Below are 20,508 nucleotides of genomic sequence, written 5' to 3' on the forward strand. Positions count from 1 at the left end.
CACGTAAGAGAAGAGCGGACGGCCCCCCGCGCGCCACCCACGGCGCCGGCCCTCCACGTTGCACCGACCGACGCGAGGAGTGGGCCACGATGAGCACCGCACGCCTGAGCGACCGGCTGGACGGCAGTCAACCGCTCGTTCTGGGCCTGTTCCGCATCGTCCTCGGCCTGCTGTTCGCCTGCGAGGGCGCCGCCACGCTCTTCGGCGTGCTGGACCGGAAGGCCAGTCCCACAGGGGACTGGCCGTTCTGGTACGCGGGTGTGATCGAGCTCGTCTGCGGTGTCCTCGTCCTCCTCGGAGCCGGGACCCGCAGCGCGGCGTTCCTCAGCTCGGGAGCCATGGCCTTCGCCTACTTCACCGAACACCAGAAGGAAGGTCTGTTCCCGCTGCAGAACGGCGGCCTGTCACCGGCGTTGTTCTGCTGGGGCTTCCTGCTCCTGGTCTTCTTCGGTCCGGGAGCCCTGTCCCTGACCGGCCTGCTCCGCCCCGGCGGCACCGCGCCCTCACCCTCCGGGCCGGAGTAGTACGCGACTCGGCCGGATCTCGTCCAGATGCACCACCAGGTCCGCCGACCTCAGCAGATTGATGTGGTCCCCGGGCGGCGGGAAGTCCGTGCCGATCTCCCGTTTGGGCCGGGTGACGTCCAGCAGGGCGCGGGCGGCGGGCGGCGCGGTGCGCAGGTCGGCGTACCAGTCGCGGTGGCCCACCCGGTCCAGGACGTGTTCGGCCGAGCCGGGAGCGGCGGGCTCCACCTCGACCCGTCCGACGTCCTGGTCGGCCGGGTTCTGCAGGCCCTGTCCGGTGGCGTGCACGGCGCCCCGGTCGAAGGAGAGCCCCACCGCCAGGTATCCGTCGCCCAGTCGCCGCCGGAGCACCGCTCCCTGGGTGAGGGGGAGGGCGGGGGTGGAACTCCTGGTGTACAGGTGGCTGTTGTGCCCGCCGAGCACGAGTCGGTGGCCGGTGTGGCGGTGCCACCACAGGGTGTTCTCCGCCATGACGGTGTCGCGGTAGGCCATGGCCTTCGGCCCGGTCCGGGGGTCGGAGAGGTCGAAGGCGTACAGGCGCGCCACCTGGTCGATGACGGTGGCGTGCTGGACCGCCCGGGCGTGTTCGTCGTCCGTACCGGCGGGTTCGCGGGCGCGGAGCAGCGCGAGGACGCGTCCGGTGCGTTCGGCCCGTGCGCGGCGTTCGTCCAGGGGAGCGGTCATGGCGGCGCGCATCCACGCGTCGACGGGCAGGGTGGGGCGCAGCCCCCGGTACAGGCCGGTGACGGCGGGCAGCAGGTCGGGGTGGGCGCGTCGGACGTGGCCGACGACCCGGTCGTACAGCTCCGGGCCGGCGTAGCCGCTGTCGTTGCCGGCGAACCTGAGCGGGTCGTCGGGGTGGGCGACGTTGTACGCGCGCATCCAGCGGATCATGTCCAGGTACTCCTGGCTGTGCAGCAGCAGGAAGGCGTCCCGGAACTCCTCGGCCATGATCCGGACGGGATCGCCGCGCCCGGTGAGCAGGTGGTCGTCCAGACGGAGCCCCGCGCTCCAGTTGGCCTCCAGGACGAAGGAGCGGAAGCCCTTCTCCTCGACCAGGTACCGCAGCGCCCGGTGCCGGAAGGTGACGAAGTCGTGGGAGCCGTGGGCGGCCTCGCCGATGCCGACCACCACGGCGTCACCGACCGCCTTCCCGAAGGGGCGCAGGTCCTCGAAGGGGCCCGAGGGCTCGGTGGTGCGCAGCGGACGGGCGGCCTCCGCGAGGGGTGACAGCACATCGCCGGCGGCCGTGGGAGATCCGTCCGAGGCCCCGGTGTCCCCGCCGGCCGGGGCCGCCGCGACCGTCCCGGGGACGACGGCGAGCCAGACGAGCAGTGCGGCGGCCGGCCGCCTTGTCATGAAGGGTGCCATGACGCCAGCGTCGCCGCCGGGGCGTCGGGCCGCGCTCCGAAGGTCACCCGGCCGGACCAATGTCGCCGAGGCGGACCACCACGTACCCCGTCCGGGGCAAGGAGACGGCCGTCGACGAGCCGTCGCGCGGTGGCACGGTGTAACAGTTCTCCATGAGTCATGGACGAAATACCCCCATAGGTGAGGTACGGAGTTCGCGGGGGAGCCGGTTCAGGGCCGCCGTGATCGTCCTGGTCGCCGCGGCCGCCCTGGCCGCGACCGCCGAAGCGAAGGCGTCGTCCCCGTCCGTTCCCCGGGGTGCCGACTGGGACGCCATCGCCGCGTGCGAGTCCGGCGGCGACTGGCAGGCGAACACCGGCAACGGTCACTACGGCGGCCTGCAGTTCACGCAGTCGAGCTGGGTCGCGGCCGGGGGACTCGAGTACGCCCCGCGTGCGGACCTGGCGACCCGCGAGGAACAGATCGCCGTGGCCGGACGCCTGGCCCGGCTCCAGGGGATGTCGGCCTGGTCCTGCGCCTGACCCCCCGCCCCGCGGCGGGGAGCGGTGACCCGGCCGGAGGCGTTCCCCGGGCGGGTCGGGCCGCGTAACGTCCACCCCATGGAACATCCGGCTCACCCCCGGTCCGCACCGGGCACCCGGCTCCGGGCCCGTGACCTCGGCATCGTCATCGGACGCGGCGTCACCGGGCCCTTGAACGCGATCACCGATGTGCCGGGTGTCCGCGTCGGCCACACCACCGTCCGCCGGCCCCCCGGCGTGCACAGCGGAGTCACCGCCGTCGTGCCCGACGCCGTCGGCCCCCGCACACCGCTGCCCGCGGGGGTGTTCACCGGCAATGGTTACGGCAAACTCGTCGGCACGACCCAGCTCGCCGAACTCGGCACGCTGGAGACGCCGGTGCTGCTCACCTCCACGCTGTCGGCCTTCCGCGTCGCCGACGCCCTCGTCGGCTGGGTGCTGGAGCGGCCCGGATGCGAGGAGGTGCGCAGCCTCAACCCCGTCGTGGGCGAGTGCAACGACGGTTTCCTGTCCGACATCCGCGCCCGGCCCGTCCACGAGGAGCATGTGCGGGCCGCCCTCGACGCGGCGTCCGGCGGGCCGGTCGCCGAGGGCTGTGTCGGCGCGGGAACCGGCACGGTCGCCCTGGGGTTCAAGGCCGGCGTCGGGACCGCCTCACGCACGCCGGACCTGGCAGGACGACGGTGCACCGTGGGTGTCCTGGTGCAGGCGAACTTCGGCGGCACGCTGCGCGTCCTGGGCCGCACCGTCACGCCCGGGTCGATGGGCCTCGAAGCGGACGATCCGGCGCCGGACGGGGAGACCGGCTCCTGCATGGTCGTGGTGGCCACGGACGCCCCTCTCGACGCCCGGCAGCTCACCCGCGCCGCGCGCCGCGCGGTGTTCGCCCTGGCCCGCTCGGGCGCGGCCTACAGCCACGGCAGCGGTGACTACGCCGTGGCTTTCAGCACACGACCGGGTACCGGCGTGCCCGTGGCCGACGCCGGACTGGGGCCGCTGTTCGAAGCGGTCCTCGACGGGGTCGAGGAGGCGGTGCTCAACTCCCTGCTCGCCGCGGAGACGACCACCGGCTTCGGCGGCCGGACCGTACCGGCCCTCCCGGCGGACCGCCTTCTCTCCGCCCTCACGGCCGGCCCGTTCGGGCCCGGCGAGTGCGCCGGACCGCGGTCACCGGGCTGACCGCAGCGAGCGTACGACTGCCTCCAGGACCCCGTGCACGGTCTTCGCGGGGCGGCCGATGACGGTCTCCAGCGTCGGGTCGACGACGTCGAACTCGCCCTCGCGCGATGCGGTGAACATCGTCAGGGCGAACTCCGCGGCCGGCCGCGGCATCCCGCCGGCGACCGCCGCGGACATCCACTCGTGGTCGTCCATGACGACTCGGGTGACGGTCCGTCCGGTGATGCGGCCGAGGATCTCGGCGACGTCGGCGAAGTCCAGTGCGTGCGGGGCCGTCAGCGGAGGTGTGATCCCCTCGAGCGCCCCGTCCTCGGTCAGGGCGAGGGCCGCGGCTTCCGCCAGGTCCTCGTGGGCCGTCCAGGACACCGGGCCGTCCTGCGGCACGGCGAGTGTGCCGGTCTCCAGCGCGGCGCCGATGTAGTGGCTCAAGGTGGCGGCGTAGAAGCCGTTGCGCAGGGCGGTGCAGGGGACTCCCTGCCGCTCGAGGTGCTCCTCGGTGGCCGCGTGGACCCTCTGCGGCGGGAAGAGCGACGTGGGCGAGGCGGCCTGGTGGCTGGTGTAGAGGATGCGCCGGGCGCCCGCTTCCCGCGCCGCGTCGACGGCGGCGCCGTTGGCGGCCGCCGCGCCGTCACCCCGGATGGCCGCGGAGACGACCAGGACGCGCTCGGCGCCCTCGAAGGCGTGCTTCAGGCCGCCGGGTTCGGTGAAGTCTCCCGCCCGGACCCGGACGCCGCGCTCGGCGAGGCCGGCGGCCTTGCGCACGTCGCGCACACTGACGCCGATCCGGTCTGCCGGTGTCCGCTCCAGCAGGCGGTCGACGATCAGTGCCCCGAGGCGGCCGGTGGCTCCCGTGACGATCAGCATGGCTGACTCCCGTCCGATGGTGTTTCCAATGGAACGGAAATGACGATAACACTGATACTAACGCTGGAAGCGAACTCGTGCGCGCACCGAGGAAATGGCCGCTTGACCGCAGTCAGAAGCGAGCCTTACGACGATGAGGACGGCGATATCGTTGGTAACATCGCCTGTCACGTGCGGGCGATACCATCGTCCCCATGGCACCGAACACGCAGCGGCGAGACATCACACGGGACCGCATCGTGAAGGCCGCGGCCGGCCTGCTGCGCGACCAGGGACCCGCCGCGGTGACCACGCGCCGCGTGGCCCAGGAAGCCGGGTTGCAGCCTCCCGCGCTCTACCGCTTCTTCCAGGGCAAGGACGACCTGCTGGTCGCCGCCGTGGAACAGGTCTTCGCCGACCATGTGGCGAGCAAACAGGCCACCGCGCCTTCGGACGACCCGGTGGAAGACCTCCGCGCCGGATGGAACACGCAGATCGGCTTCGGCCTCGCCCACCCGTACGTCTACGGCCTGCTGCTCGACCCGGCCCGCGCGCGGGACACCCCGGCACAGGTCAAGGGCGTGCTGGTCCTCGCCGAACGGGTGCGCAGGATCGCCGCCGCCGGACGGCTGCGGGTGAGCGAGGAACGCGCCGTCGGCCTCATCCGCGCGGCGGGGGTCGGAACCGTCCACACCCTGCTGACCCTGCCACCGGAGCAACGCGACCCGCACCTGGCCGACGCCGCCTTCGACGCGATCACCCGCGCCATCCTCGTGGACGAACCCGCTGTCCCCACCCGGGACCCGGCGGCCGTCGTCGCGGCCTTCCGCACCCTCCTGCCCGAACTGCCCGGCCTCAGCAAGGCCGAAGCCGCACTCCTCGACGAATGGCTGCGCCGCTGACCCGGCAGCGCCCAGGTCCTGAAGCGACGTCGGAGGGCCGTCCGTGATACCTGGTCCGGCGGTACCGGGGCCCTGGGAAACTCGCGCCGACGTGGTGTGTCCCGGCCCCGTATGGACCGTGCTCGATCTGGCGGGACAGCGGTTCCCCGGCGACTGCCTGACCCGTCCGGGCAGCTCGTCGCCGTCACCGGTGGTCTGACCGACAGCCGGTGAACGGAAGACGGAGCGGCGGGCCTCAGCCGTGGGAGAGGGCGAAGGAGACCAGGAAGCCGCTCACGGTGACCAGACCGATGGCCAGGTGGGCGTCCTCGAACGCCTCGGGGATCATCGTGTCGGCAATCATCGCGAGGATGGCCCCGGCGGCCACCGCGGTCACGGCGGCGATCACAGCCGGGGAGAAATCCCCGATCACCGTGTAGCCGAGGACCGCCGCGAGGGTGCTCGCGGCGGCGATGGCGGCCCACACCCCGAAGACGTAGGCCCTGCCGCGCCCGGCCTTCTTCATGCCGGCCGAACTGGACATCCCCTCGGGGACGTTGCTGATGAACACCGCCGCCACGGTCACCAGGCTCACCGCTCCGCCGTCGAGCAGGCTCACACCGATGACCGCGGACTCCGGGACGCCGTCGAGCAGCGCCCCGAAGGCGAGCGCGAGGCCGGAGCCGGCCTGCTGCCCCTCCGACGGCTGCGCCTGCTCCCGCCGGTGCCCCGAGCGCTTGCGGTGCCGGGCGCCGCGGCGGGCCAGCCACATGTTGCCCGCGGTGTAGGCCACCGCGCCGGCCAGCGCGCCGACCGCCGTGGGAGCCAGTCCGGCCTGGTCGTAGGCCTCCCCGACCAGCTCGAAGCTGACCGCCGACAGCAGCACCCCGGCACCGAAGGCCATGACCGTCGCGATCACCTTCTGCGGGACCCGCAGCCCGTATCCCAGCGCCGCCCCGAGCAGCAGCGCCGAGCCCGCCACCAGTCCCCACCAACCCGCCTGAAGCACCTGTGTCATGCGCTCCCGGTACCCGCCACGGGCCGCCTCCTCGCCGCGTCAGTCACAGGGGCTGATGAGGAGCAGGGCGATGTCGTCGCCGGGAGCGGGGGCGTGGCGGATGAAGGTGTCGGCCATGGCGTCGAGGTCGGCCGGGTCCTCGTGTTCGAGGAGCCCCGCGAGGGCCGCGGTGGCGTCGTCGAGGTCCACTCCGGGAGCTTCGACGAGCCCGTCGGTGTAGAGGGCGAGCACACAGCCGGCCGGCAGGGTGAATTCCAGGGCCGGATAGCGGGAGTCCGGCTCGATGCCGAGGAGGAGACCGGGGGGAACCGGGAGGATTTCGGTGCGTCCGTCGGCATGGCGGAGCAGGGGCGGCGGGTGGCCGGCGGTGGCCGCGCACGCGCGGCGGGTGGCGAGATCGAGGTGGACGTAGAGACAGCTGGTGAACAGGCCCGGCTCGAGGTCGGTGAGCAGACGGTTGGTGCCGGTCAGGACCTGGTCGGGGGCCGAGCCCACGGTGGCGTGGGCGTGGACGGCGGTACGGACCTGGCCCATGAGCGCCGCGGCGTCCACGTTGTGGCCCTGCACATCGCCGATGGTGGCGCCGGCGGTGTGCTCGTCGAGACGGATGAGGTCGTAGAAGTCGCCGCCGACCCCCAGGCCCTGGGCCGCCGGAAGGTAGCGTGCGGCGACCTTCAGGCCGGGGACGTCGGGAAGCGTGTGCGGCAGCAGGGCGGACTGCAGCCGGTGCGCGAGGTTGTCCTTGGTGTCGTAGAGGCGGGCGCGGTCCAGGGCCTGCCCCACCAGACCCGCCATCGAGGTGAGGACGGCGCGTTCACCGGGCGGGAAGGAGCGGGGCCGGCGGTAGGCGAGGAGCAGGGAGCCCCGGGGTCGGCCGGAGGCGATCAGCGGCAGGATGGCCCAGGCGGCCATCCCGTCCTCGTGCGTCATCTCCGGGTACTCGCGCTGGAGCTCGGCGAAACTCGTGAAGAAGTCCGGAACGCCGGTGGTCAGGACCCTGGCGGCGGGGATGTCCGGACTCAGGGGGACGGTGTCGAAGCGGTTGATGATGTCGGCGCTGTAGCCGCGGTGGCCGAGGATCCTCAGCCGGCCGTCGTCGGGGGCCATCAGCACCATGCCCTGAGCGCCGAGAGCGGGCAGGAGCTGGTCGGCGGTCTGGTCGGCCACGTCCTGTACGCCGACGGCCTCGGTCAAGGTGGCGGCCAGCTGCATCAGCTGGTACAGCAGGATGGCGCGGCTGGGACCGGCGGCCGGCGCGGACGGCGGCGCGGGAGCGCTCTCGGACGGATCGGTGCCGGTGACGCGGACGCTGACGCCGGAGGCGTCCGGGTACAGCTCGAAGGTCAGCCACGTGTCCGGGGGACGCAGGACGGTGAACGCCTGCGGCTGATGACTGACCAGCGCGGCCCGGTAGCGGTCCTCGACCTGGGGGACGTCCATCCACGGCAGCGCTTCCCAGGGCAGAGCGCCCACCAGCTCGTCCGGACCGGCGCCGAGGAGGTCGGCGGCGGTAGGGGTGATGAAGGTGATGCGGCCGTTCATGTCCAGCGCGCAGGACCCTCCGGGCAGACGGTCGACGAAGGCCGTGACCGCGGCCGCCTCGCCGAACGGGGCGGTGCTCCCCGACGGCAGGGGCAGGGTCCGCGGCCGGCCGGTGGGCGGCAGCGGATCGCCGTGGTCCGCGGACTCCTGGAGGAGGCCGCCCAGGCGGCGGCAGCCCGATTCGACGGCGGCGCGCTCGTCGGGGCTGAGCTCCGGTGGATGGTTTCCGGGCCACAGCAGCACCAGCCCGCCCCGGACCGTGGGGCCCGAGGTGACCGGGGCGGCCGCAAGCGCGAAGTCGTACGGCAGCACGAGGGCCGGCCGCGGGTACCGACGGGCCAGCTCCTCCTGCCCGCCGATCCACACCAGGCGCCGCTCGCGCACGGCGTCCGCCACCGGCATCGGATCGGTCAGCGCGACCCGCCGCCACGGAGTCGCGAGCTCGTGCGGGGCCCCCGCCACCATGACCAGCCACAGAGCGTCCTCGCCCGGCGGCAGCACGTACAGCAGCCCGCCGTACGCGCCGCTCTCCCGCACCACGGCAGCCATCGCGGTTTCCATCAGCCGCCCACCTGAGCCCCACCGACTTCCCGGCCGGCCGCCGGTGCGCCGTAACGGCTGCCGTGCGCCGCCGGCCCCGACGAGGCCGCATCACACCGGCCGCACCGAACATCGCTTATATGCGGACAATATGCCTAATTTGCTGCGAAGGCATCCAAACGCCAGAGCCTCCCCTGACTTGACGAGGACCTCCTGCGGCCCCCGTTCCCGTACGACGGGCACCGGTCCGTCACCGTGGCCCGTCCGCGCCGGGCGGGTGCCGGCCAGCGCTCACCGCCGGAGGCACCCCGTGCTCGGCGAGCGGGCCGACCGACAGGCCCGCCTCCCGGCAGCCGTTCACGATGCCGGGGAGGGCGCCCAGCGCGGCCCGCCAGCAGTCCGGCGCCGACATCCTGTCCGTGTCGTGCAGGAGGACGGTGCCGCCGCCGCGCAGACCGGCCGCGACGGCCGAGCGCACCGACGCCGGGGTGGCCTCGGCCGTCCAGTCCCGGCCCCAGGCGGTCCACAGCACCGGCCGCAGGCCCGCCGTACGGGCGGCGGCCCAGCGCCCGGAGGTGAGGACCCCGTAGGGGGGGCGGTACCAGCGGGGGCGCCGGCCCGTCAGTTCCCGCACCGCGCCGGCCGCCCGCACCAGGCCGCGCACGTCGTCCGCCGGGGCCGGCAGCCAGGGACGGTCGTGGCTCCAGCCGTGCACGGCCAGTTCGTGTCCGCGGCGGACGGTCTCACGGACCACGGAGGGATGCCGTACGACGTGCTCGCCCAGGACGAAGAAGGTCGCCCGGACCCCGAGCTCCTCCAGCGCGTCGAGGAAGCGCGGGGTGGACCCGGGATCGGGCCCGTCGTCGAAGGTCAGCGCGACATGGGCGGGGTGCCCGACACCGGCGAGGCGCGGGAGACGGCGGCGCACCACGGGCAGCCAGGTCGCGGCGGGGGCGATGTGCGCCGCGGCGACGGCGGCGACCGGAGCCAGCACGGCCGCCGCCCGCCGGGCGGGGGAGGGGCCTCGGGACACGGACATCGGCTTCCGGCTCCTTTCCACGAGAGTCCATGAGAGACGGCCGCGCCGGTTCGGGGCGCCTACGGCACCGGCCGGGGCGAGTCGGTACCCGGACGCCGCGACGCCGCGTCCCAGCTTCCGGAGACCGACGGGGCGCGGGCCAGGCCCACGGTGCCCGCCCCCATGAGCGCCACGCCGAGCACCGCCGGCACCACCCGCACACCGAGCGTGATCTGCTCCCCGAACAGCGCCCACCCCAGCGCCACGCTCGTCAGCGCGTCACCGAGGGTCAGGGCGGGCTGGGACGCCGCCAGCGTCCCGGCCCGGAACGCGCTCTGGAGCAACAGGAAGGCGACGGCACCGGCGACGGCGGTGGCGTACACGGGCCACGTCCCCAGCACGGCCCCCACCCCGTCCGGAATCCTGCCGGTCACCTCCTTGAGCAGCGCCGCCGTCAGGGAGAACGACACGGCGGACGCCAGCCCCAGCAACCCCGCGCGGGGCGCGCCCCGTACCGCGCGGGCCGTCACCACCAGCACCACGACGACGCCCAGCACCGCCCCCGCGGTCATGAGCCACCGCCCCGCGGAGGCCGTGGACCGGCCGGCGGTCGGGGCGACCGAGATCAGGAACACCGCCAGCCCGGCGGCCAGGGCGGCGAACGCCAGCCAGGTCCGGGGGTCCGGACGACGGTGGAAGACCACGCTGCCGACGACGAGGGTGAACAGCAGCTCGGCGGCCATCAGCGGCTGGACCAGCGCGAGACTGCCCACGCCCAGAGCCGCCGCCTGCAGAACCGTCGACAGCGCCAGCATCCCGGCCCCCGCGACCCAGTAGGGCCGCCGCAGCACCTTCCCGAGCCAGCGAACGGCCTGGCGCACGCCCGCGCCGCCCTCCGGTTCGTCCGCCGCGGCCCGCCGCTGCAGCACCGAGGCCGCGGCGTTGGACAGTGCCGCCAGCAGGGCCAGGACGACGACCAGCACGCCGGGACGCCGTTCAGCCGAACACGGCGGCGAGCCGCCGGTACAGGCCCGGCGCCGCGCCGCGCACCCGGGCGGGCAGACGCAGCCGGCCGGGGACGCAGCTCTCGTCCCGCCCCCGGGAGACCGCGCTCCACACGGTGCCGGCGACCCGCTCCGGCGGCACCGGACCGGACCACGACCGCCGGCAGGGGAGACCGCGCCGTTCGAAGAACGGCGTGTCCACCACGTCCGGCACCACGAGGCCGACCGAGCCACCGCTGCCGCGCAGCCCGTACCGCAGAGCGTCGGCGAAGACGTCCGGCGCCGCCCTGGCCGCCGAGTGCACGGCCTCCCCCCGCACACCCGCCGCCCCCGCCACGGACCCGACGAGCACCACCCGCCCGGAACCGGCCTCCACCATGTGCGGCACCACCTGCCGGACCAGCCGCACCGTGCCCGGGAGATCGACCTCGACGACCTCCTCCAGGGCGGACGGGGGCACGGCGGTGAAGTCCCCGGCCCAGCCGGCACCGGCACCGGCCACCTGGAGGTCCGTACGACCGGTGTGCCCCAGGACGAACCGGGTCAGCTCCCGTTCGGCGCCGGGCCGGGTCGGATCCGCCGGAAGGAGAGACGCCGGGGCCCGCTCCGCGACCCGGCGGAGGCGTTCGGCGCCCCGCCCGTCGAGGACGAGACGCCACCCTCGTGCGGAGAACCGCCGGGCCACGGCGGCGCCGATGCCCGAGGAGGCGCCGGTCACCAGCGCCGCGCGCGGGCGCCCGGCGCCGCCGGCCGGGGCTCCCGGCACCGCGACGGACGTCCGGGGGAACGACACGTCGGCCGTGCCGACAGGGGAAGCGTGAGACATGGGCTGCACCTCGGATGCGAGGGTGAACGCCCGGAGGACCGCCGTCCGCGGCTGCTTCCGGCGTTCGTCGGGGAGGGCACCCCGGAGTATCCCCGGTCCGGCCGCCGAAACGCGCGGGAGAGTGTTTCACCGGCGCAGCGCAGGAGACACACCACCCCGTGCACTCACCGTCCTCGGTACCCCGCCGCTACGCGCCGGCGGACGGCAGGCTGCGACTGCTGATCGTCAGCGCGAGCATGGGAGCCGGCCACGACACGGTGGCCCGCGAACTCGCCCGCCGAGCCCGGGAAGAAGGCCATGACGCGCAGGTCGTGGACCTCCTGCGGCTGCTCCCGCACGGCCTGGGAACCGGGCTGCGCCGCTTCTACCAGTCGTCGGTGCGCCACTATCCCTGGATGTACGCGGGCCTCTACCGGGCGCTGCTGCGCCCCGGCCCGCGGCACCGCCCCAGCGGCATCCCCCTCGCCCGGCTGGCGGGCCGCCGCCTGACGGACCTCACGGAGCGCACGGGCGCCGACGTGGTGGTCCCCGTCTTCCATCTGGCCGCTCAGCTGACCGGTCATCTGAGGGCCCGCGGGCGGCTGCGGCCCCCGAGCGCCGTCCTCGTGATCGACTTCGCCGTCCACCGGCAGTGGCTCCACCCCGGCAACGACCTGTACCTCTGCCTCACCGACGACGCCGCGCGGGACGTGGGCCGGCGCATCGCGGTGCCCGTCGAGACGGCCGGACCGGTCGTGGCACCCGGCTTCTTCGCGCCGGCCGCCGGAGCGGCGGAATGGCGGCGGCGCTTCGAGCGGTACGCCCCCGGACGCCCGCCCGTCGTCCTGTCCGCCGGTGCCTGGGGCGCGGCCTCGGAGCTGGACGGGACCGCCCGGCTGCTCGCCGCCGCCGGTTTCCTCCCGGTCGTGCTGTGCGGCCGCAACGAACGCCTGCGGGCCCGCCTGGCCGGGCTGCCGGGCACGCTCGTACCGGACTGGGTCACCGACATGCCCGGCCTGCTGCGGGCGGCCCGCGTCCTGGTCGACAACGCCGCCGGCCAGACCGCCGTACAGGCACTGGCCTGCGGGCTGCCCGTGGTGGGCTACCGTCCGCTGCCCGGCCACGGCGCGGAGGGCGTACGCCGGATGGCGGCGCTCGGCGTCTCGGAGACCGCCGCGGACACCGCCGCCCTGCTGCGCGCGCTGCGGCGGCTGTCGGCGGACGGCCCGTACCGGGAGCACCGGATCGACCGCGGGCGACAGCTCTTCCGGGGAGACGTAATGGCCCGGGTGACCGCACTCGCCGGCCTGACCTTCGAGTGACCGGGCGCTCATGGCCCATGCCGGTCGTCACCGGCCGGCTCGGTGCCGGGCGGCGGGGGCAGGTCCCCGGTGAACCGGTGCCCGTGGTGGTGGAGGAGCCAGCGGCCGAACAGGGCGCCGCCGAAGATGACGAACCCCACGCCGATGAGCCAGGACTCGACGGTGAGGACGACACCGACGGTGCCGTAGCTGATCGCGTTGTCGATGATCAGCGGGGAGAAGACGAAGTAGGAGAAGCCCCGCAGACCGATCAGGCCCGCCATGGTGGCGATCGCGCCCGGCAGCAGATGCCACCGGCCGATCTGGCCGCCCAGCAGGAAGTGCTGCCCCCACCAGAAGAACAGCACGCCGGTCGCCAGCGAGAGGGCGATCCGTTCCGGCCCGTGCAGGGCCTCGCGGGTCAGCACCTCCTGGTAGAGGTACGCGGTCAGGACGCACAGCCAGGTCGCCTGGCGCCAGATGCGGTGCCACGGCCCCGGCGACAGGTTCCACATCCGCTCGTAGCCGTTCTGGACGCTCCCGCCGAACGGGATGCCGAACGCGGCGAGCGCCAGCGCACCCCACAGGCTGGTGGTGCCGATCACCTCGCGCGGCGGGCTGATGATCTCCGTGAGGAGGCGCGCGGACCGGCCGGACAGTCCCATGCCGTCCGCCAGCCAGGCCGCGAAGCCGCCCCGTCCGAGCGGATCGGCGGCGGCGATCACGATGAGCAGGGGCGCCAGCGTGACCAGCGCCAGCGTGGCGAAACCCATGGCCCTGTGCATCAGTTCGATGTCACGGCCGCGCCGCATCAGGGTGTGGGCGCCCAGCCACTCCCACCCGTGCCGGAGCGCGCGCAGGCCACGCCTCACGGTGCGCTCCTTCGTCGGCTTGCGTACACGCACCTGTGTCACCCCTCGGCGGGCGGGACAAACCCGGTCGGGGAAGGTGCCCTCTCCTTTTGCGCGCGGCGGGCAGGAGGGGGCCGGGCCCTCGCGGTCTGCGGCACGGCCCCGGCGCACGTCCGCCGCCGCGAGCCCGCGCGCCGCCGCCGGACCGGGTGCCCGTGACCGCGCCGGGGTCCTGTACCGGCCGCGGCACGCGGGGCCGGGCCGGCCGGTCGTGTCCGGGGTGCGGGACCGGCCGCCGGGGGTGCCGGACCGGCGGCTCCCACGGGACATACCGGCTCCTCCGCGGCACGGCGGCCGTACGGGGTGCGCGCCGGCCGGGCCGCCCGCCCGGCGGCCGGCCCCCGTGCCGCCTCGCCGGCTCCCGCGCACGGCTCGTCCGCCAGGAGCGCCTCGCGGAGCCGGTCGAAGCAGCGCCGCAGAATGCGCGAGACCTGCATCTGGGAGACGCCGATGGCGTCCGCGATCTGCTGCTGGGTGTACTCCCGGTAGAAGCGCAGGTAGAGCACGCGGCGGTCGCACTCCGGCAGTCGCTTCACCAGGGCGGTCAGGGACACGGTGTCGACCACCCGGCCGAGCGCCGGGTCCTCCGCGCCGACCAGACAGGCGAGCGGGATCTCCTGGTCGTGCCCGGCGGGCTCGTCGAGGGAACGCGCACGGCACGCGTGCACCGCCCGCAGCGCGGACAGCACGCGGTCCTGTCCGAGCCCGGTGTGCCCGGCGATCTGCTCCGGGGTGGGCGAGTGGCCGCCGAGCCGCTGTTCGAGCTCCTCGACGGCCTGGAGGATCCGGCCGCTCGCCTCCTGCAGGGGGCGGGGCAGCCGTACGGTGGCCGTACGGTCGCGCAGATGCCGCCGGAGCTCACCGGTGACCTTGGGGACCGCGTACGACAGGAAGGCGTGGCCCAGGGCGGGGTCGTAGCCGTCGACGGCCTTGATCAGCCCCAGGGACGCGACCTGTACGAGATCGTCGAACTCCTCCCCGTGGCGCTGGAAGCGGCGCGTGACACGCCGCGCCATCGGCAGCAGCAGGCGGATGACGTGCTCCCGGAGGGCGGCCCGCCGCAGTCCCGGCGGGTGCTCCGAGAGCTCGCGCAGCAGTGAGTCGAGCTGCTCCGAGGACGGCTCCGGTACGGCGTCGCGTGTCCGGATCACGTCGGCGGCTGAGGGGGACATGGGCCTCTCGGGGGTGTGACTCCGCTGTGGACGGCGTTCGGGCGCGACAGCCGCTCCGCGCGGGGAGCGGTGTGCGCGCCAGTCTCGAAGTCACCCTTCGGCCGGGCCCCGAAACACGGCCTGAGCCGCGTGCGGGATCCCTGTCCGTCCCGCGAGTGACGTCAGGCGCCGGCGGGTTGCGCTCCGGGCCGGCACGTGTCGCCCGGCCGGGACACCGGGGCCGTGCGGTACGGGGCGACGGCGGTGAGCGTCGGCCGGGCGCGCCGCTGCCGGCCGGTGGCCTGCCCCGCCCGGGGTGACGCCTCGTACACCTTCACCTTGCGGAGGAACGCGGGGGACCGTACGGCGTCATCGCGTCGCGCATCACCGGCCCATCTGCTGGTCGCGGCCAGGGAGAACAGATGGGGCCGTCCCTGGTCCGACAGCCGCAGCGCACGGGCGACGCCCCGGAGCACCTGGCGCGAGGGGTGCCGTCCGCGGGCCTGCTCCGGACGGCTGCGGTGGTCCGCCGGGATGCGGGTGAGCTGAGCGACCTCCTCCCGCCGCAGCCCCACGTCCTCCGGCCGGATCCACTCTCTCCCGCGCGGCGGATCCGTGCGCCGTCCGCCCCGGGGCCCAACTGCTGTACCCGGCAACCTTCCTGGCACCGTTTGACAAAACGGAACGATGCTCCGGATGATAAGCGGAGCGGCGTTCCGTTTCACTTCGGCGCGCCTGACCGTCCGCCTGCCGCCGTCCGATCGGGCCGGCACCGGGACGGACCACAGAAGGGAACCCTCGCCATGAGCCCGACCCTCGACACGACCACCGACCCCGCCACCGCCTCCGGTGCACCCGCCCCCGTGCTGTCGTACGGCCCGGTCGTCCTGTCCGTGCCCGGACGACCCGTGGACCTCCAGGTCCGGGTGTCCGCGCCCGCGACCGGCACCGGCCTGCCCGTCATCCTGCTCTCCCACGGGCACGGGGGATCGAACAACCTCTCCTCGCTGAACGGGTACGCGCCCCTCGCCGACCTCTGGGCGGCAGCCGGGTTCGTCGTCGTCCAGCCCACGCACCTCTCCTCCCGCACGCTGAGCCGGCAACTCGCCGGCGCTCCCGGAGCCCCGTTCTTCTGGCGCTCGCGCGCCGAGGACATGAGTCACATCCTCGACCGCCTCGACGAGATCGAAAGCGCCGTGCCGCGGCTCGCCGGGCGCGTCGACCGGGACAGGATCGCGGTCGCCGGACACTCCCTCGGCGGCCACACCGCCGCTCTCCTGCTGGGCGCCCGGATCACCGACCCCGGCGACGGGGACGAGGTGAACCTGGCCGACCCACGGATCAGGACGGGTGTGCTGCTGGCCGCGCCGGGCCGGGGCGGCGACATCCTGAACGGATGGATGGCCGAACAGGTGCCGTTCTTCCACACCACCGACTTCTCCACGATGACCCCGCCCGTCCTGGTCGTCGCCGGCGACAAGGACGACTCCCGGCACTTCACCGACGTCGGCCCCGACTGGCACGCCGACCCCTACCGACTCGCCCCCGCGCCCAAGACCCTGCTCACCCTGTTCGACGCCGAGCACCTGCTCGGCGGGATCTCCGGATACGACGCCGCGGAGACCACCGACGAGAGCCCCGACCGCGTCGCAGCGCTCGCCCGCATCACTTCGGCCTACCTCTGTGCCCAGTTCCGGTGCGGCACCCACGACTGGCGAGAGGAGTGCGAAACGCTGATGTCGGGGAACACCCCGGTCGGACGAGTCGAGTTCAAGTAGCCCCGTCCCTCGACGAGCACCACGCCACACGCCGGGCGGACGTGGGGAGTCGCTCATGAGCCGAGTCCTCGACCTCCAAGTCGCCTCCGACGCTTGCCGGTTGAACCGGCTCGAAACGATGAGGTCTCCCCACGCCCCGGCAGGGATCCGGGAGCCGGGCACGGTCACCGCCGCGTGGCTCGATCCGGACAATCATCGATGACGCGAGGTCAACGATCGTTGCCGCCGGGCGTGTTCATCGCGTATGGTCCCGCGGACAACACCAGGTGCTGGTACCCGACTTGGGAGTGCGACGGTGGCATCACCCCCTCCTCTCGCCGAAACCCTGCGGCGCCTCGACGCGGCCGTGCAGGAGAAGGGCATCCGTCCGGACCCGCTGGACGTGGCCGAACTGGCCGCCAGGACGGCTCTGCCGGCGTCCACGGTCCGCACCTTGCTCCGGGGCGGCGCACCACCGGACGACTCCGTCAACGACCGGGTCCGGGCACGGATCGCGGCGCTCGCCCAAGCCAGTATGACCACGACCGGCACACGCATGTCCGACCTGGCTTCGGACATCTCCCAGCGGCTGGGCGTGTCCGGGTACTGGGCCCGTCAGGTCTGTGACGGCAAGAAGATGCCCAGCGTCGAACTCCTCCACGGGCTCGTCGAGTACTTCGGCGTGGAGGAGGGAGAGGCGTTCTTCACCGCACCGGCCGCCGACGCGCTCAACCGCGCCCTGCTCCCCCTCCTGCACAGGCTCGAACATCCCGAGAGCGATCCGGTGCTGGCCCTGATGGACCGTTACGGAGTGAACTCCGCCGACCTGCGCATGCACGGTTCCCTGACCCGCGAGCAGTTGGAGCGTCTCCTCGAAGGAGTCCTCCGGTCCGTCGTGCCTCCGGAAGGAGCTCGCGACCAGTGAGCACCAAGGCGATGAAGACCTTACTCACCGTCCTGGGCCGTCAGGCAGCGGGAACCGTCGAACGGCCGGCCGAGCCGCAGGAGGTCATGGAGGCGTTCTGCAAGGCCATGAGCGTACGGACCGGTCAGCCGATCCACCTCCTGTTCCGGGCGTTCCCGCCGGACATCCCCGTCTCCGGAATGCGACTGGACTGCGGGGACCACTCCATCATCGTCGTGGAGGAACACACCGTCCCCGAGGCCCAGTTGGTCATCCTCGGTCATGAGCTGTGGCACGAGGAGCAGGGCGACTGCGGACACCACGTCGCGGGAATGCCGGCAGCCGCCCGCGCGCTGCCCGCAGAACAGGTCACGGAGGCGATCGAGCGGGCCGTCGAACAGATCCTCACCGCGCACGAGGTACCCCGCGACGCGCTCCTCGCCGTCGCGGCCCGTGCCGAGTCGATGGACGACCACGAGGCGGACGCCGAGACGTTCGGGCTGCTCTTCGGCCGAGAGGTCCGCACCTGGATGAAAGGCCGCTACGCGCGGGGCCCGGTCAGCGCGGACACCGTGGAAGGCCGTATCAACCTGTCCCTGAGCAACCGCGGCGGGCACATCCTGTCATGAGCCCCTCCTTCCACGTCCCGTACATCCTGCCCACGGTGCTCCTGGCGCTGGCCCTCGTACTGAAACTCCCCACGTTCCTGCGGGCCTCGCGCGACCCCGACGTCAGGGCGACCACCCTCCTGCTGACCTGGGCCACCGCCGTCCTCGTCGTGATCACCCCGGTCAACATAGAACGGCTCAACGTCCTCACGGGCATACCGAACATCGCCGCACCCTGGGCCTACTCCTTCCTCACCGCGTTCTGCGCGACCGGCCTGACCATGATCATGCGCTGGCGGGAGGAACCGTCGGAAAGGCGCCGGCGCAGAATCCGCCGCATCTACTGGCTCTACGCGGGCGTCGTCGCCGTCCTGTGGCTGACGTTCTTCCTGGCGGACGTCCCGACGCCGCGCATCTACGACTTGGACACCTACTACGCCGGCACCCCCTGGATGCGCGAACACATCCTCCTCTACATCGCCGCGCACATGGTGTCGTCCCTCGTGGCGGCCTCCATGCTCTGGAAGTGGTTCCCCGAAGTCGCCGACCGCTGGCTGAAGGCGGGGGTGGTCTTCCTGCAACTCGGCTTTGCGTCGGGACTCGTCTTCGACGTGGCGAAGACGGCCGCGATCGGCGCCCGCTGGTCGGGACACGACTGGGACGTGCTCAGCACCCAGGCCGCGCCCCCTTTCGCACTGATGGAAGCCGCCCTCGTCGCACTCGGCTTCATCGTGCCGCAAGCCGGACCGTTCCTGCAGAAATGGATCCGGGACCAGCGCGAATACCGCCGGCTCGGCCCGCTGTGGCGCGCGCTCCGCGTCCTCACCCCGGCGGCGGCCGAAGCACGCTTCGGGCCGTGGACCCCTCTCGACCTGCGCCTCATGCAGCGCCAGCAGCGGGTCCACGACGCCCTGCGCGTGCTCGACCCCTACTTCGACCCGGTCCTTCACCGGCGGGCCCGCGAGGCCGCGCGAGCCGGGCACGACACCCCGGAGGCGGACGGTATCGCCGGAGCCATCACGATCAGCGCCGCCATCAGCGCTTACCAGCGGGGCGGACCTCCCGCCGCGCACTCCCGGGAGCCGCGGGGAGGCGCGGCCGTGAGCGACCGCATCGAAGCGATCGCATCGGCCCTGCACCACCCTCACCTCCTCGAAGACGTCCGCCGACGCATGGCCAGCACAGGAAGCGCGCACCACCATGGCTGAAGAGAACGCCCCCCGCCGCCCCGCCGCCGTGGTCATCGGAGCCGGCGCCACCGGCCTGTTCGCCGCGGCGGCCCTCACGGACTTCGCCGACGTCACCGTCATCGAACGCGACCGCCTCCCCGACGGACCGGAACCGCGCCGGGGCGTTCCCCAGGCTCGCCACGCCCACCTGGTGTGGAGCGGAGGAGCCAAAGCCTTCGACGAACTCCTCCCCGGTCTCACCGACGAGGTCGTCGCCCACGGCGGCCGTCTGGTTCACATCATGGGCGACATGGTCTCCCGAGCCCCCAACGAAGTGTGGTTCCGCCGCTTCACCGCCACCCGTCACCGCAACCTGGTCTGCTCCCGCGACCTCCTCGACTTCGTCCTGCGCGGCCGCGTCCTGGCCGACGGACGCATCACACTCCGCGAAGGGACGACCGTACTCGGCCTGGAAGGCGACGCCACGACCGTCACCGGCGTCCGCGTACGCACCGGCGACGAGGAAAGCACCCTCCGCGCGGACCTGGTCGTCGACGCCTCGGGCCGAGGCTCCCGCGCACCGCGGTGGCTCGCCGGACTGGGGGTGCCGGCCGTCGCGGAGCGAGTGGTGAACGCCGGCGTCGCCTACGCCACCCGCGTCTACGACGCCCCCGAGGCGACCCGGGAGATCGACTTCCCTCTGGTCAACGTGCAGGCCAACCCGGCGAAGGCGCCGGGGCAGGGCGGCATCGTCCTGCCCGTCGAGGGAAACCGCTGGATCGTCACCCTGTCCGGCACCCGCGGCGGCGAACCCACCGGCGATCCCGGCGCCTTCGTCGATTTCGCCCTCGGCCTGGGCGATCCCGTCATCGGCGAACTCATCAAGGACGCCCGGCCACTCGGGGACATCACCACCACCCGCGCCACGGCCAACCGCCGTCGCTACTACGAGCGGGCCAGGCGCTGGCCGGACGGCTTCGTCGTCCTCGGTGACGCCGTCGCCGGCTACAACCCCGTCTACGGTCACGGCCTCACCGTCGCCGCCCAAGGCGCTCTCGCCGTGCGCGACGTGCTGCGCGCGGCCGGGGGGCCGGGACATCCGGGCCTCTCACGTCGTCTCCAGCGGGCTGCCGCACGACCGGTGGCCGCCGCCTGGGACCTGGCCGTCGGCCAGGACGCCCTGTATCCGGGAGCCGCCGAGACCCGGCCCAACAGCGTCGAACGTGTCCTCGCGCGCTTCGTCGACAAAGCGGTCGAGACCGGCGCGCGCAATCCGCGTGCCATGGCGGCGCTGCTGGACGTCATGAGCCTGGAGAAACCCGCGACCCGCCTGTTCTCGCCGGACATGCTCGTCCCCATGCTCATCGGCCCCCGAAAGCCCCACCTGCAAGGCCCACCCCTCACCGAGACGGAGCGGAAGACCGCTCTGTCCTAGCCGGGAGCCGGGCCGGCGCTGTGCTT

Annotated in this window: 20 protein-coding genes; 10 read left to right on the top strand and 10 right to left on the bottom strand. The window is 73.6% G+C overall.

What is annotated here, in order from left to right; all coding sequences use genetic code 11:
* Positions 1–89 precede the first annotated feature (89 nt).
* The gene (locus AMK33_RS26550; protein ID WP_073935486.1) at positions 90–524 is read left to right on the top strand and encodes a DoxX family protein; all 435 of its coding nucleotides are present in this window, start codon (positions 90–92) and stop codon (positions 522–524) included.
* Here AMK33_RS26550 and AMK33_RS26555 read toward each other — a convergent pair.
* Positions 504–1,883, bottom strand: coding sequence for an erythromycin esterase family protein (locus tag AMK33_RS26555; protein ID WP_073935581.1), 1,380 nt, complete (start codon positions 1,881–1,883; stop codon positions 504–506). The two genes, AMK33_RS26550 and AMK33_RS26555, sit on opposite strands and share 21 nt — an antisense overlap.
* Before the next feature lie 164 nt (positions 1,884–2,047).
* On the opposite strand from AMK33_RS26555, the gene AMK33_RS26560 reads away from it, so the two are divergent.
* Complete coding sequence (locus AMK33_RS26560) at positions 2,048–2,416, top strand: transglycosylase family protein (protein ID WP_073935487.1); 369 nt, start codon at positions 2,048–2,050, stop codon at positions 2,414–2,416.
* A 78-nt stretch (positions 2,417–2,494) separates the two neighbouring features.
* Complete coding sequence (locus tag AMK33_RS26565) at positions 2,495–3,595, top strand: P1 family peptidase (protein ID WP_073935488.1); 1,101 nt, start codon at positions 2,495–2,497, stop codon at positions 3,593–3,595.
* On the opposite strand, the gene AMK33_RS26570 is transcribed toward AMK33_RS26565, so the two are convergent.
* Positions 3,584–4,459, bottom strand: a complete 876-nt coding sequence (locus AMK33_RS26570; protein WP_073935489.1) for an NmrA family NAD(P)-binding protein — start codon at positions 4,457–4,459, stop codon at positions 3,584–3,586. The genes AMK33_RS26565 and AMK33_RS26570 overlap by 12 nt on opposite strands.
* A gap of 194 nt (positions 4,460–4,653) precedes the next feature.
* Here AMK33_RS26570 and AMK33_RS26575 point away from each other — a divergent pair, with 194 nt between their 5' ends.
* Complete coding sequence (locus AMK33_RS26575) at positions 4,654–5,340, top strand: TetR/AcrR family transcriptional regulator (RefSeq protein ID WP_073935490.1); 687 nt, start codon at positions 4,654–4,656, stop codon at positions 5,338–5,340.
* A gap of 235 nt (positions 5,341–5,575) precedes the next feature.
* Here AMK33_RS26575 and AMK33_RS26580 read toward each other — a convergent pair whose 3' ends face one another.
* The 5 genes from AMK33_RS26580 to AMK33_RS26600 all read right to left on the bottom strand — a co-directional run bounded on the left by AMK33_RS26580 (position 5,576) and on the right by AMK33_RS26600 (position 11,267).
* Complete coding sequence (locus tag AMK33_RS26580) at positions 5,576–6,337, bottom strand: ZIP family metal transporter (protein ID WP_073935491.1); 762 nt, start codon at positions 6,335–6,337, stop codon at positions 5,576–5,578.
* 39 nt (positions 6,338–6,376) lie between these two features.
* Positions 6,377–8,440: a SpoIIE family protein phosphatase gene (locus tag AMK33_RS26585; RefSeq protein WP_073935492.1), complete on the bottom strand. Its 2,064-nt coding sequence runs from the start codon at positions 8,438–8,440 to the stop codon at positions 6,377–6,379.
* 229 nt (positions 8,441–8,669) lie between these two features.
* On the bottom strand, positions 8,670–9,458 hold the full coding sequence (locus tag AMK33_RS26590) for a polysaccharide deacetylase family protein (RefSeq protein ID WP_073935493.1): 789 nt from the start codon (positions 9,456–9,458) through the stop codon (positions 8,670–8,672).
* Between the two features lie 59 nt (positions 9,459–9,517).
* The gene (locus tag AMK33_RS26595; RefSeq protein ID WP_073935494.1) at positions 9,518–10,420 is read right to left on the bottom strand and encodes a DMT family transporter; all 903 of its coding nucleotides are present in this window, start codon (positions 10,418–10,420) and stop codon (positions 9,518–9,520) included.
* A gap of 13 nt (positions 10,421–10,433) precedes the next feature.
* The gene (locus AMK33_RS26600) at positions 10,434–11,267 is read right to left on the bottom strand and encodes an SDR family NAD(P)-dependent oxidoreductase (protein ID WP_073935495.1); all 834 of its coding nucleotides are present in this window, start codon (positions 11,265–11,267) and stop codon (positions 10,434–10,436) included.
* A gap of 236 nt (positions 11,268–11,503) precedes the next feature.
* Here AMK33_RS26600 and AMK33_RS26605 point away from each other — a divergent pair, with 236 nt between their 5' ends.
* Positions 11,504–12,568 carry an MGDG synthase family glycosyltransferase gene (locus AMK33_RS26605; protein WP_073935582.1) on the top strand — a complete coding sequence of 355 codons (1,065 nt, stop codon included), beginning with the start codon at positions 11,504–11,506 and terminating at the stop codon, positions 12,566–12,568.
* 8 nt (positions 12,569–12,576) lie between these two features.
* Here AMK33_RS26605 and AMK33_RS26610 read toward each other — a convergent pair whose 3' ends face one another.
* From AMK33_RS26610 to AMK33_RS45255, 3 genes are all read right to left on the bottom strand, one after another.
* Positions 12,577–13,419, bottom strand: a complete 843-nt coding sequence (locus AMK33_RS26610) for a ribonuclease BN (RefSeq protein WP_073935496.1) — start codon at positions 13,417–13,419, stop codon at positions 12,577–12,579.
* A gap of 38 nt (positions 13,420–13,457) precedes the next feature.
* A complete protein-coding gene (locus tag AMK33_RS26615) occupies positions 13,458–14,630 on the bottom strand; it encodes a sigma-70 family RNA polymerase sigma factor (protein ID WP_073935497.1) in 1,173 nt (390 codons plus the stop codon).
* A gap of 161 nt (positions 14,631–14,791) precedes the next feature.
* A complete protein-coding gene (locus AMK33_RS45255; protein WP_383615152.1) occupies positions 14,792–15,184 on the bottom strand; it encodes a helix-turn-helix domain-containing protein in 393 nt (130 codons plus the stop codon).
* A 228-nt stretch (positions 15,185–15,412) separates the two neighbouring features.
* Between AMK33_RS45255 and AMK33_RS26625 the strand changes: the two genes are divergently transcribed.
* From AMK33_RS26625 to AMK33_RS26645, 5 genes are all read left to right on the top strand, one after another.
* On the top strand, positions 15,413–16,387 hold the full coding sequence (locus tag AMK33_RS26625; RefSeq protein WP_073935498.1) for an alpha/beta hydrolase family protein: 975 nt from the start codon (positions 15,413–15,415) through the stop codon (positions 16,385–16,387).
* Between the two features lie 295 nt (positions 16,388–16,682).
* On the top strand, positions 16,683–17,291 hold the full coding sequence (locus AMK33_RS26630; protein ID WP_073935499.1) for a hypothetical protein: 609 nt from the start codon (positions 16,683–16,685) through the stop codon (positions 17,289–17,291).
* Positions 17,288–17,899 (top strand): toxin, encoded by a 612-nt coding sequence (locus AMK33_RS26635; protein ID WP_079194973.1) that lies wholly within the window; start codon positions 17,288–17,290, stop codon positions 17,897–17,899. Before AMK33_RS26630 ends, AMK33_RS26635 begins: the two co-directional genes overlap by 4 nt.
* A complete protein-coding gene (locus AMK33_RS26640) occupies positions 17,896–19,086 on the top strand; it encodes an MAB_1171c family putative transporter (RefSeq protein WP_073935500.1) in 1,191 nt (396 codons plus the stop codon). The genes AMK33_RS26635 and AMK33_RS26640 overlap by 4 nt, the downstream gene beginning before the upstream one ends.
* Complete coding sequence (locus AMK33_RS26645) at positions 19,079–20,482, top strand: FAD-dependent oxidoreductase (RefSeq protein WP_073935501.1); 1,404 nt, start codon at positions 19,079–19,081, stop codon at positions 20,480–20,482. The genes AMK33_RS26640 and AMK33_RS26645 overlap by 8 nt, the downstream gene beginning before the upstream one ends.
* Positions 20,483–20,508 lie beyond the last annotated feature (26 nt).

It is taken from the genome of Streptomyces sp. CB02400, from assembly GCF_001905725.1.
In the GTDB taxonomy this organism is placed as follows: domain Bacteria; phylum Actinomycetota; class Actinomycetes; order Streptomycetales; family Streptomycetaceae; genus Streptomyces; species Streptomyces atrovirens.

Bases quoted from the DNA above. Each gene is read 5' to 3' on its own strand.
- AMK33_RS26550 (WP_073935486.1), top strand. From the start codon at position 90: ATGAGCACCGCACGCCTGAGCGACCGGCTGGACGGCAGTCAACCGCTC.
- AMK33_RS26555 (WP_073935581.1), bottom strand. From the start codon at position 1,883: ATGACAAGGCGGCCGGCCGCCGCACTGCTCGTCTGGCTCGCCGTCGTC.
- AMK33_RS26560 (WP_073935487.1), top strand. From the start codon at position 2,048: ATGAGTCATGGACGAAATACCCCCATAGGTGAGGTACGGAGTTCGCGG.
- AMK33_RS26565 (WP_073935488.1), top strand. From the start codon at position 2,495: ATGGAACATCCGGCTCACCCCCGGTCCGCACCGGGCACCCGGCTCCGG.
- AMK33_RS26570 (WP_073935489.1), bottom strand. From the start codon at position 4,459: ATGCTGATCGTCACGGGAGCCACCGGCCGCCTCGGGGCACTGATCGTC.
- AMK33_RS26575 (WP_073935490.1), top strand. From the start codon at position 4,654: ATGGCACCGAACACGCAGCGGCGAGACATCACACGGGACCGCATCGTG.
- AMK33_RS26580 (WP_073935491.1), bottom strand. From the start codon at position 6,337: ATGACACAGGTGCTTCAGGCGGGTTGGTGGGGACTGGTGGCGGGCTCG.
- AMK33_RS26585 (WP_073935492.1), bottom strand. From the start codon at position 8,440: ATGGAAACCGCGATGGCTGCCGTGGTGCGGGAGAGCGGCGCGTACGGC.
- AMK33_RS26590 (WP_073935493.1), bottom strand. From the start codon at position 9,458: ATGTCCGTGTCCCGAGGCCCCTCCCCCGCCCGGCGGGCGGCGGCCGTG.
- AMK33_RS26600 (WP_073935495.1), bottom strand. From the start codon at position 11,267: ATGTCTCACGCTTCCCCTGTCGGCACGGCCGACGTGTCGTTCCCCCGG.
- AMK33_RS26605 (WP_073935582.1), top strand. From the start codon at position 11,504: ATGGGAGCCGGCCACGACACGGTGGCCCGCGAACTCGCCCGCCGAGCC.
- AMK33_RS26615 (WP_073935497.1), bottom strand. From the start codon at position 14,630: ATGTCCCCCTCAGCCGCCGACGTGATCCGGACACGCGACGCCGTACCG.
- AMK33_RS26625 (WP_073935498.1), top strand. From the start codon at position 15,413: ATGAGCCCGACCCTCGACACGACCACCGACCCCGCCACCGCCTCCGGT.
- AMK33_RS26640 (WP_073935500.1), top strand. From the start codon at position 17,896: ATGAGCCCCTCCTTCCACGTCCCGTACATCCTGCCCACGGTGCTCCTG.
- AMK33_RS26645 (WP_073935501.1), top strand. From the start codon at position 19,079: ATGGCTGAAGAGAACGCCCCCCGCCGCCCCGCCGCCGTGGTCATCGGA.